The sequence below is a fragment of the Spirosoma profusum genome (genome assembly GCF_014699005.1).
Classification (GTDB): Bacteria; Bacteroidota; Bacteroidia; order Cytophagales; family Spirosomataceae; genus Spirosoma; species Spirosoma profusum.
In genome coordinates, this window is sequence record NZ_JACWZY010000034.1 from 67,154 (window position 1) to 78,861 (window position 11,708).

At 50.2% G+C, this 11,708-nt stretch carries 9 protein-coding genes; 7 read left to right on the plus strand and 2 right to left on the minus strand.

The genetic code is table 11. The annotated features are described in order from the left end of the window. Positions 1-58: 58 nt before the first annotated feature. From IC229_RS28660 to IC229_RS28670, 3 genes are all read left to right on the plus strand, one after another. Positions 59-1,606, plus strand: a complete 1,548-nt coding sequence (locus IC229_RS28660) for an alpha-N-arabinofuranosidase (protein WP_190891373.1) — start codon at positions 59-61, stop codon at positions 1,604-1,606. A gap of 433 nt (positions 1,607-2,039) precedes the next feature. Next, positions 2,040-2,798 carry an acetylxylan esterase gene (locus IC229_RS28665; RefSeq protein WP_190891374.1) on the plus strand — a complete coding sequence of 253 codons (759 nt, stop codon included), beginning with the start codon at positions 2,040-2,042 and terminating at the stop codon, positions 2,796-2,798. 41 nt (positions 2,799-2,839) lie between these two features. Then, the gene (locus IC229_RS28670) at positions 2,840-4,282 is read left to right on the plus strand and encodes a family 43 glycosylhydrolase (protein WP_190891376.1); all 1,443 of its coding nucleotides are present in this window, start codon (positions 2,840-2,842) and stop codon (positions 4,280-4,282) included. Between the two features lie 224 nt (positions 4,283-4,506). On the opposite strand, the gene IC229_RS28675 is transcribed toward IC229_RS28670, so the two are convergent. After that, positions 4,507-5,334, minus strand: a complete 828-nt coding sequence (locus IC229_RS28675; protein ID WP_190891378.1) for a helix-turn-helix domain-containing protein — start codon at positions 5,332-5,334, stop codon at positions 4,507-4,509. Positions 5,335-5,401: 67 nt separating this feature from the next. Here IC229_RS28675 and IC229_RS28680 point away from each other — a divergent pair, with 67 nt between their 5' ends. The 3 genes from IC229_RS28680 to IC229_RS28690 are packed head-to-tail and all read left to right on the plus strand — an operon-like array spanning position 5,402 to position 8,338. Continuing rightward, on the plus strand, positions 5,402-5,803 hold the full coding sequence (locus tag IC229_RS28680) for a hypothetical protein (protein WP_190891380.1): 402 nt from the start codon (positions 5,402-5,404) through the stop codon (positions 5,801-5,803). Further along, positions 5,793-7,403 carry a beta-propeller fold lactonase family protein gene (locus tag IC229_RS28685; RefSeq protein WP_190891382.1) on the plus strand — a complete coding sequence of 537 codons (1,611 nt, stop codon included), beginning with the start codon at positions 5,793-5,795 and terminating at the stop codon, positions 7,401-7,403. The genes IC229_RS28680 and IC229_RS28685 overlap by 11 nt, the downstream gene beginning before the upstream one ends. Next, positions 7,334-8,338: a putative Ig domain-containing protein gene (locus IC229_RS28690; RefSeq protein WP_190891384.1), complete on the plus strand. Its 1,005-nt coding sequence runs from the start codon at positions 7,334-7,336 to the stop codon at positions 8,336-8,338. Before IC229_RS28685 ends, IC229_RS28690 begins: the two co-directional genes overlap by 70 nt. Positions 8,339-8,676: 338 nt before the next feature. Here the strand turns inward: IC229_RS28690 and IC229_RS28695 are convergent, their stop codons facing one another. Next, entirely contained in the window at positions 8,677-11,328 is a 2,652-nt protein-coding gene (locus tag IC229_RS28695; protein WP_190891386.1) for a choice-of-anchor Q domain-containing protein, read from the minus strand. Here IC229_RS28695 and IC229_RS28700 point away from each other — a divergent pair. Next, complete coding sequence (locus IC229_RS28700; protein WP_190891388.1) at positions 11,327-11,512, plus strand: hypothetical protein; 186 nt, start codon at positions 11,327-11,329, stop codon at positions 11,510-11,512. The two genes, IC229_RS28695 and IC229_RS28700, sit on opposite strands and share 2 nt — an antisense overlap. Positions 11,513-11,708: the final 196 nt, after the last annotated feature.

The following is an 11,708-nucleotide window of genomic DNA, read 5'->3' on the forward strand; positions in this document are numbered from 1 at the left end:
AGCTTGAAATACTAATTTTCCTGAAAACAACCCCTCCAGTAGTCCAGGCAAGCTAATTATGAAGAGACAACTGACCTCAATTCTTCTCGCTACGTTCACTTTGAGCGCTGTAGCTCAAAACCGGGTTACAATTAATGCTGATCAAGGAAAAACTACTATCAGTCGGCACATATACGGCCATTTCGCAGAACACCTGGGCCGGTGTATTTACGATGGGTTCTACGTCGGCGAGGGCAATACCAAAATTCCGAATAAGAGTGGTATTCGATTGGACGTAGTGGAAGCCTTGAAAAAGATGAAGATTCCGAATCTGCGCTGGCCAGGAGGATGCTTCGCGGATACGTATCACTGGAAAGATGGTATCGGCCCCAAAGCTAAACGGCCAAAAATTGTGAACACCTGGTGGGGTGGTGTTACCGAGGATAATAGCTTCGGCACGCACGACTTTCTGAATATGTGCGAATTGTTAAACACCGAACCGTATCTGGCCGGGAACGTAGGAAGTGGTACGGTACAGGACTTGAGCGACTGGGTGCAATACGTTAATTTTCCCAGCAATAGCCCCATGTCAAACCTTCGGCAGCAAAACGGGCGGCCAACTCCCTGGAACGTACGCTACTGGGGCGTTGGCAACGAAGCCTGGGGCTGCGGAGGTAACATGACGGCTGATTACTACGCGAACATCTACCGTCAGTATGCTACGTTCATGGCGCCACAGGTGGGTAAAGAAAGTATTTTCCGAATCGCATCAGGGGCCAGTTCCGATGATTACAACTGGACTGAAACCCTCATGAAAAATATCCCTGGCAAAATGGTAGAAGGGCTAGCCTTACACCATTATTCGGTCTTTAGCTGGGATGAGGGGAAAAAAGGTTCATCGACCAACTTCACGGAGGAAGAGTATGCCCGAACGATGAAGCAGGCGTTACGTATGGACGAACTGATCCAGAAACATGCGGCTATCATGGATAAGTATGATCCACAGAAAAAAGTAGCTTTAGTCGTAGACGAGTGGGGAGCATGGTACAACGTTGAACCTGGAACTAACCCTGGTTTTCTTTATCAGCAAAACACCATGCGCGATGCCATCCTGGCCGGTGCTACGCTCAATATCTTCCACAATCACGCTGATCGGGTTCGTATGGCGAATTTGGCACAGGCTATTAATGTGTTGCAGTCAGTCATTTTAACGAAAGGGGAAAAGATGCTGTTAACCCCAACGTATCACGTGCTGGAAATGTATAATGTGCATCAGGATGCTACGTTACTTCCAGTCGATGTAAAAACAGAGGATTACGCTGTAGGGGGCAATAAACTACCAGCTATATCCGTGTCCGCGTCACGTGACAAAGGAGGCAAAACGCACATTTCGCTGGTCAACATTGACGCTAGTAAGGCACAGGAAGTTACCGTGAACATAAGGGGGGCCAACGCGTCCGCGGTAAAGGGACGTATACTTACCTCCGCCAAGGTACAAGATCATAATACGTTTGAAAACACTACGAAAGTAAAACCAGTCCCTTTCACTGGTGCCAAGCTAAATGGTGATAACCTTACCGTTACGTTGCCCCCCACTGCAGTGGTGATTTTAGAGCTAACGAATTAGTAGATACTGTATAAAGAATGTTATGCTCTAGTCAAGGCTTCACATGGGATATTGATTGTATGACCCTGAATTTAGATGACAACTTTAAGGTTTTCTTTAAACCACAATTACTGACTGCGTCATTTGCTTTTTTCTGTTTTAGCTGTTTGGTTGATTCTTGGGTGCATCCACAAAAAAGTATGGCACGGATGGTTAGTCCAGGGCAGCGCACCGACTGCTACTGCCCCGTTAAATCACGGTCCGTCCTGGGTCGGCGCTCCGATTGTTTTTCTAAATCAGTCGTGGTACATGACCTGTTGACCGGGCTAGTCATTAATCACTATTTTTTCACTCGTCAACATGTATGAATGCCGGAAGAACCACCGCTTCGTTTAGTAGGTTGCTATAAACTATCTTTAGTTGGAAACAGTACTCATTCCCAAAGCAATAGGCTATGTACAGTAAATACAAATACGTATTGCCGTTGATATCGTTTATCGTTTTATCTGGATTACAGCTAAGTGGCCTTACCGCTTTTGCACAGGGCCCAGGTCCGGGACAAAGAATCTCCCTCCCTCCCATACCTATTAAAGGCGATACGACACATACCTTATCCAAACACTTCACAACGGCCTCTGCTGCAAAAAAAGCACCGGATGAAAAGGGATTTATTCAACGCTGGCTGGTGCTGGAGCCCGTCAAGAAAGATATTGTCAGGAATAATATTTTCACGGATAACTACCTCCGAACAACGCTTTCGGCCGATAATTTTTCCAGCGATTACACCACAGTTCCCAAAAATGGCGAAACAGTAAACGTGGGAAATCAGGAACTGAAGTGGTATGCTTTGGACAGCAAGGCATTCAACGTTAATTTATATCATTTTACCTACGCCATTAACAAGCCAAAATACGGAATACTTGTCTGGCTTGTCACGGTCATCAATTGCCCTGAAGAAATCAAAAATGTCAGGATGGCTGCCGGATGTAATTCCGGCAGCATGTGGTGGTTGAATGGTCAGGAAGCCTTGATGCTTTCCGGTGACAGGGACATGATTGCCGATAATGGTACATCTGCCCGTTTAACGCTTAAAAAAGGAAAGAACATCATCCGCGGGGCCGTCATAAACGGACCGGGTATGGCTAATTTTTGTGTTCGTTTTTTAGATGCAACCGGATCGCCCGTAAAAAATCTCAGTCTTAGTTTCGAATAGTAGGTAGTAGTCTGTTTACGCTAAATAAAACATATTAGTACATGAAACGAGTGAACGTAACCGGCCTGACAACTTTATTAGTTTTATGGATAACACAGACCGTATTAGCACAGATCGGAAAACCATTTATCCATGATCCCTCAACCGTCGCTGAATGTGACGGCAAGTATTACACATTCGGCACAGGCGGTGGCGGATTAATTTCCGAAGATGGCTGGACATGGCATAGTGGCGGGGTGAGACCAGGTGGAGGAGCGGCACCTGATGTCATCAAAATTGGTGATCGTTACCTGGTCATATATGGAGCAACCGGTGGTTCACCCAACCACAAAGGAGCGATTCTTACTATGTGGAACAAGACATTAGACCCAAAGTCTCCTGAATTTAAGTATTCTGAACCGATTGTGGTGGCTACGTCGGATGGCTATGAAGCGAACGACGCCATTGACCCCGGTGTGATGTTAGATCCCACTACCGGACGCCTTTGGCTAACCTACGGCACCTATTTTGGCTTCACTCGCCTGATCGAATTAGACCCCAAAACAGGAGGTCTCAAGGCAGGAAATAAACCCGTGGATGTAGCTATTGTATGCGAAGCCAGCACGTTAGTTTATCGTGACGGTTGGTACTACCTGCTTGCCACGCATGGCAGTTGTTGCGATGGTGCCAACTCTACCTACAATGTGGTGGTGGGGCGGTCAAAAAAAATAACAGGACCTTATCTCGATAATGTAGGCAGAAGCATGTTGGAAGGTGGTGGTAAAATGGTGGTTGCTACCCGCGGAGGATTAATTGGCCCCGGTCATTTTGGACACATCATTCTAGAGAAAGGCGTTGAAAAAATGTCCCTCCATTATGAAGCTGATTTAGAGCAGAGTGGCCGCAGCGTATTAGGTATACTTCCGGTGGTTTGGAAAGTGGGATGGCCTGTTGCCGGAGAAAAGTTTAAAGAAGGGACGTATGAAATTGAATCCGTACGAAGAGGCTATGGATTAGAGTTGGCCGTTGATTTTACACGAATGGCGGTTGCACCACGGGGATTTGGCCAGCCTAACAATGACCCAATCAAGCCCGTTCCCGCTCAGCAATTAGGCGATGTAGAGAAAAACTGGCCAACGGGTCCTATTCATGTGCGGATAGGCGACTACATGTCCCGTCCTCATCAAAAATGGACGATTACCGGTGCTCCTGATACGACCGGCTATTTAGGGAGCCCCTATTATAAAATCGTACTTACCGGAACCGATCGGGCATTAGCGGCAACTTCTGATGCAGAAGTAATAACCGTACCGGCATTTACCGGCACACCCGAACAATTATGGCGAATCGATCAATTGACGGATGGCACCTACAGAATAATGCCTAAGATCGTACCAAAATCAGGAAAGAAGTTAGCACTGGTATCGTCCGGAGATAGCACACCGACCTTGGCAGAATTTGATTTTAACAGCGATAATTCTAAATGGAATTTTAGGGCTCACTAGAGAATTTTTTACACCATTGATGCTATGAGGATCGTCTTTTGTGTTACTCACCTCATCATTGTGTTCGTTGCTGAGTATTTGTAACGCTTATAACTAGCCTTTTTTCGAAAAGGGCAATGGATAGTGAATCTTAAACCATTGCTGACTCAGTGTGCGAGGGATAAAGGATAGCTGCTGAAAGCTCAAGCCATTAAGCCCATTAAGAGCCCAATACGCTTATCTAACTATCCATTCTTTTCCTTTTCTGAGCGAAAACTATTTCTGAAAAACTGCCGCTTAAATTCAGTCGGACTTATACCACGGTATTTTTTAAAAATCCGATTCAGGTGGCTTTTGTCTGTAAACCCTAACTCATCCGCAATCTCTTTCACACGCATACCAGTATGCAACAATCGGTTCTCGATCAGCCTGAGCTTGTATTTCATAATATACTGCTGAAGGCTTTCATTCGTGTGTTGCTTGAAATAAGGGCCAAGGTAGTTCTCGGCAATTCCAAAATGATCACTAAGCGCTACTGTGCGCAGTTTTACAGGGGAATAGATATTGGATTGAATATAGCTCAATATATCTAGTATCTTTTTTTCACTTGATTCGTTGACAAGAACAGGAAACCCACGATTGATATTACGGGCGACTAGTATCAAAAGCGTATTAATGAGCTGATTGATCAGCTCATTATGATAAAGGTCCTGCTCTTGATGCTCTGCAATAATCATTCCCAACAGGTTGATGCTATAACTTCGGTCTGCCTCATTGACAATGACGCAGCCAGGTTCATGTCTGGCATTGGAGAGGATCATTTCAAGTTGTTTCAACCGCTGTCTCTCTTTTGGGGATCGAACAAAAACGTCGTTGAACCGGATGAAGAAAAATTGGGTAGGTTTTTTAATCTTGAAAAGATGATTGTCGTTCGGGGCAACCAAAAACAGATCCCCCCTTTTATAATTCATCGCCGTTTCATTAATGTATTGGGTTCCTTCACCATCGTGTATAAAAATGAGCTCGAAAAACGTGTGACTGTGTAAACCCCGCGGACATACGTCTCTGACCATCAGTCAGGATAATAACCCTCTATCCCTCAGCATCAACCCCTCCACCGGAACGCCAGCCGGCACTACGTTGACCTGCGCCAACCCGGTCGTTATACTCTCGGCGGGGGAGAGTGATACGTATCATTGGAATACCGGCGCTACTACGTCGACTATTTCGGTGAGCATCGCTGATACGTATTCGGTGACGCTGACGGGCACCAATGGCTGTACAGGAGTGGCTAGCATCCAGGTTAGCCAGGAATCCGGCCCTACCGTCAACCCGGTCAATAACCAGACGGTGTGTGTCGGTTCGGCAACCACTCCTGTTACGTTTAGCGGTACAGCGAGTAGTTACCAGTGGACCAACTCCAACCCGACCATCGGTTTACCGGCCAGTGGAACCGGAAATTTGAGCTCGTTCACGGCCATCAACAATACGCCCCACCCAAACGGCCCTCATCACCGTTACCCCTCGGGCGGTGCCTACTAACTTACTGTATTTAGCGAGCCAGTTATCCCCATCCGACCCAAGTGGTGTCGTAAAGGTTTATAATCCGGTCACAAACGAAATTGTTTCCTCCATTCCTGTTGGTCAGCAACCTGGTGGCGTGAGTGTGAGTCCCGATGGTAGCCGGGTGTATGTGGTCAATGGCTCTTCCAATAGCGTGAATGTGATTGATGCGATCACCAATACGCTCACGACGACCATTGCAGTTGGAAATAGTCCCTTTGGCGTGAGTGTAAGTCCCAATGGTAGTCGGGTCTATGTAGCCAATATCACTTCTGGCAACGTGAGTGTGATTGATGCGGCCACTAACTCCGTGACGGCGACTATTCCTGTGGGGATGCTCCCCTTTGGCGTGAGTGTGAATCCCAATGGCAATTGGGTGTATGTGGCCAATTTTCTATCCAATAACGTGAGTGTGATCGATGTGGCTACCAATACGGTCGCGACAACCATTGCGGTAGGGAATAGTCCTGTTGGGGTGAGCGTGAGTCCCGATGGTAGTCGAGTGTATGTGGCCAATAATGGTTCCAATAACGTAAGTGTGATCGATGCCACCACCAATACGGTTGCGACGACCATTGCGGTAGGGGGGAATCCTATTGGAGTGAGCGTAAATCCGGATGGCAGTCAAGTGTATGTGACCAATTTTGAGTCAGAAACGGTGAGTGTGATCAATACGGCTACGAACGCCGTGGTGAACATGGCGCCTTCCTTCTCGATTGTGCTGGGTGTAAACCTGGGTAATTTTGTCAGATCTGTCAGTTGTACAGGTAACCCCATTAGCTTTACCATCACCGTGCCGCCTACTGTCACCGCCACCCTGACGGCCAGCAGTACTGCCCTTAGCTGTGCTACGCTCACGGCCACTCTTACCGCCACAGGTGGCACTTCTTACCAGTTTAGTGGCCCCGGTATCGTGACGTCCAGTTCTTCCAGTGGTACGGCGCTGGTCAATGTTTCCGGCACTTACTCGGTTACCGTTACGTCGGCTAATGGCTGCACCAGCGTCACCTCGCTGACCATCGGACAGGATACAACTCATCCCTCTCTAAGTATCACCCCCAGTTCTGCTACGTTAACCTGCACTAACCCAGTTGTCAGCCTGTCGGCAGTAGGCGCGGGGACGTATCGGTGGAGTACGGGTACCACTACGGCCGCCATTTCGGTGAGTGTGGCTAATACCTATTCCGTTACGTTGACGGGCGCTAATGGCTGTTCAAGTACGGCAACTGCTGTCGTTAGTGAGAACAAAATTCCTCCTTCAGTTAGCATCAATCCGAGTAGTGCTACGTTGTCCTGTACTACGTCCTCGGTGAGTTTATCGGCCATTGGTAGCGGTACGTATCGCTGGAACACAGGAGCCGCTACGTCAGTCATTAGTGCTACGTCTGCTGGTCTCTACTCCGTTACGTTGACAGGGGCCAACGGCTGCACGGCAACAGCCAGCGCCAGTGTGAGTTATCAGAACTGTGCACCTACCCTGGCTCATGCCATTCCCCTCAGTCCGCTACGTTGGCCGATGCGTTTAGTTATACCATCCCAGCCAATACGTTCACCGATGCCGAAACGCCCAACAATCTGACACTATCGGTGAGTGGCTTGCCCGCTGGACTGAGCTTTGTCTCGCCCAACACCATCACCGGTACAGCTTCCACAATGGTAGGTTCGCCATTTACTGTTACAGTGGTAGCTACTGACCCCGATGGCCTGTCAGTTTCGACAACATTTGCACTGACGGTGCAGCCGCGCAGTTCTGCTATTACTGGTGTGACCATGCTGGATTGTAATCATATCAGCTATCTTGAACGGCGCATCAACTTCATGGTCAGCTTTGAAGCCACCAATGGACAGCCCATCAGTCTTTCAGTGGTCAATGAAGCTACGACGATCACAATCAATGAACCGTATCAACTGAATGTGTTCACCGACAACCCGGTGATTGTCTTCAAGGCTCGTCAGCAGGGTACTCCGGGTGAAGCTACCTTTAGCTACAACTGGCTGGCCTTATGCGCCAATGGCAACCCCCGAGTGGACAATCCCATCCCCCCCCAATCGGCTACAGTGGGCCATGCTTTTAGCTATACGATTCCAGCTAACACCTTTACCGATGCTGAAACGCCTAACAGCCTGAGTTTGTCAATAGTAGGTTTACCGGCTGGACTGAGCTTTGTGGCACCCCGCACGATCACCGGTACGGTTTCAGCGACGGCGAGTTCGTTTTACAGCGTGACGGTGACTGCTACGGATGCGGGTGGTGGGTCGATCTCTACGATTCTTCCCTTGAGTGTGAGTCCGGGTAGTGGCTGTGCGAGTATGTACACAGTGAAGGTGGGCAACTGGAGTGATGCGAGTGTGTGGTCGTGTGGTCGTATACCGGTCAGCACCGACGTAGTGACGCTAAATCATGCAGTGAGTTTGTCTACTAATTATCAGGGGCTGGCGCAACGGGTGATTTATTCCCAAGGCGGTCGCCTGGTGATGAGTAGCAATAGTCGGTTAAGATTGGGTGGTAATTAATCGCTCTTCATCCCATGTCTCAAAGCCCAAAAATCGATTTTATGACCTGGGGATGACGGCTTACATTTTGGCGAGTTACTATTGTCCGATTAGTGGATAAGTTGAGTGGGCGCATAATGTACCTTACGGCCATTTTCCCACCCGTCAATCTACTAGTTTCCCATCCCGTTAAACGTCCAGTTTATGATGTACTCACATGACGGCTATTCGATCGTCTCAAGTGGGAGCGATTTTTGAGATTGTGCAATTAGTGTCAACAAGCATTCCTTAAGAAAATTTGTCAGACGAATTGGGCGGCTGCGTCCAACCGTTGGCATACCCGTCGTGATTAGCCTTTATCAGAAACCCAACCTCAGCTTAGCCCCACTCTGATACGTCACCTTCCCGGTAGTACTCTTACGTAGCGTTTTGATCTGAGCCGTGTAACTAGCGGGCAACGTCACTACGTGGTTGAGCTGAACGATGTCGGTACTCACCGGCACTACGTTACAGGCCCACACGGTTTGATCATTCCAGTTACCCGCTTTGATAGACGTGACCAACCCCTGGCACGTAGTAGCCCATTCGAAAGCGCCCATATCGATACGTCCCTGAGCGAAGCGGGGATTACCACCCAGGTCGGTGGCGCCTAGAAGGGCAGCCGAGTTGGGGTCGCCGGTGTTGATGGCGGGGGAGGTGGGTGCCAGTTGGGTGCTGGTGGGTGAAGCAAAGGGGGACGTAGTAGTAGTTAGGCTACCCGGCCCGCTGGTGTAGCCCGTTACCGAAGTATCGAATAGGCTGTAACTGGCCGACACCGAAGCGTTGGAATCGTTGAAGAAAGTCTTAACTCCTCCATTGTTCCACAGCACGCAATTGGTCAGTACCGCACTGCTGCTGCCCGAGGGACTACCAAGGTTGTATATCGCCCCGCCATTGGTGGCCCTGTTACCTTGAAAGGAACAGTTGCTAAGCTGTGGACTGCTGCTGCCTCCCTGACCATCGTTGACCATCGCTGCGCCATAATTGGCCATGTTATCTTGAAAGGCACAGGTGTTTAACCATGGCGTGTTGCCGCCCACTGTAGAACCTAAGTTGTACATCACCCCGCCACCATAAGTAGCCGTGTTACTTAGGAAGACACAGTTTGACAATAGGGGACTGCTGCTGCCAGACACACTGCCGTCATTACTGATAGCCCCTCCAAAACTAGCCTGGTTAGCTACAAACACACATTGGCGAATTCGCGGAGAGCAAACCTGACCACTGCCTCTTCCATAGTTCAACATGCCGCCCCCGTACCCGTAATTGTTCGGCACATTGCCGTCGTTGGCGTTACCAGCCGTGATGACAAAGCCGTCGAGGATGGCGCTGGTGGTCAGCCCGGGTGGGTTGCTGATAACGTGGTAGGAATTGTCGGTGGTGTTGCCCACGGCACCGATATCTCCGCTGAGGGTCGTACTGGAAGGAGTGATGGCGTTGATGGCGGGTCGCTGATTGTAGTTGGTTTCACTGCCGACAAAACCGCCGTAGATAGCCACCTCGCTACGCATGGCGAAGCTGATGGTTCGATCGGTGGTGGAAGTGGGTTTATAGGTGCCAGCGGCCACCCAGATTTCCCTCAGGCTGCCCGAACAGTAGTAGTTGAGGGCACTTTGCAGGTTGGTGAAGGCATCGGTCCAGCTCAGGCCGGTGTTAGCGCCAGTGGCGGATGCCCGCACGTAGAGCCGGGTGGCGGAGGTGCAGACCTCATAGGCCCCTATGTCGATACGTCCCCCCACAAAGCGAGAGTTACCTCCCAGATCGAAGTTGCCCACGTTAGCAGGTGCTCCGGTGGTGGGTGTAGTAGCCGGATCACCGGCGTTGATGGCGGGGGAGGTGGGTGCCAGTTGGGTGCTGGTGGTGGAGGCAAAGGGGTTCGTGTTGGTGGTCAGATTGCCGCCCCCGCTGACGTAGCCAATTACCGAAGCCTCAAACAAACTGTAGCTGATTGTCACCGTAGCGGTGCTGTTGCCGAAGGTGCTGTTGCCCCCGTTGTTCCACAGCACACAGTTGGTTAGCACCGGACTGCTGCTGCCGCTACTACCTAAGTTGTACATCACCCCGCCCTGGCTGGCCGAGTTACCCTGGAATGAACAGTTGGTCAGCACTGGACTGCTGCTGCCGCTACGGCCATCGTTGAACATCCCCCCGCCCCGAGTAATGGCCGGGAGCCCCTCGCCCTGATATACGGCCCTGTTGGCTTGAAAGGTACAGTTGGTCAGTAGGGGGCTGCTGCTGCCATCGTTACCATCGTTGACCATCGCCCCGCCATTAATGGCTGTGTTGCTTTGAAAGACGCAATTGGTCAGCACCGGGCTGCTGCTGCCTCCATTCCCATAGTTGCAGATGGCCCCACCATAGCCAGCCTGGTTGGCTACAAAAGTGCAGTAGCGAATTAGTGGACTGCACACACTGCCTTGCCCGTTATTCAACACCCCGCCCCCTAAACTATTCAGCCCACCACCGTCGGTAGCGTTGCCTCTGGTAACGACGAATCCGTCGAGGATGGCGGAGTTGGTCAGGCTGAGGCTGGTTGAATTGCTGATGACGTGGTAGGAGTTGTCAGTGGTACTGGAAGGGCTACCGATTTCGCCACTCAGCGTGGAGCTGGATGGAGTAGTGGCATTAATGGCGGGTCGCTGATTCAGGGCGGCTTCGGTACCCGCAAAACCGCCGTAGATGGCCACCCCGTTTTTCATGGCGAAGCTAATGGTGCGGGTCGTGGTGGAGGTGGGTTTGTACGTACCTCCGGCCACCCATACCTGATCGCCCGAGACACTGGCATTGATCATAGCCTGTAAATTGGCACTGGCATTGGTCCAGGAGGAGCCATTACCCGAACCCGAAGCGATGGGTTTCACGTAGCGGATAGTCTGCGCCAACAGGGAGGCCGTAGCGAGAGCCGTCAACAGGCACGTGAGCAGCAAACAGCGCAAGAACCAACGGACAGGATGGATGTAGAAGTCGAGCATGGGTAGCGAAAATTTGGTAGAAGTCTACATTTTTCAACAAGGTAGTAAAACCAGCGCCCAGCCCCCTTACCGAAGAATAAAATTAATTGACTATCAGTACAATGGCAAGCATTATCTGCCGACTGCCGTGGAGCATTACCCAGCTTATGCTGTTGCTGCTACCCTGGAAAATCAGGAGTACTAGTAAGGAGCAATGAAGGTTGATGGCCTAACCGACAATGCGCTGAGAGAACAACCGCGGTGGCGGGCCACTCCATCCAACTGGCTAAATAAGCCCAATGTCCATCAGCCAAAGGCAAATACGGTAGAGTAGGGCAAGCGCGCCTGGGTAGTTTCACAACTACCGGTTTCGCTTGCCCTCTCCCCGAACCGGACGTGCA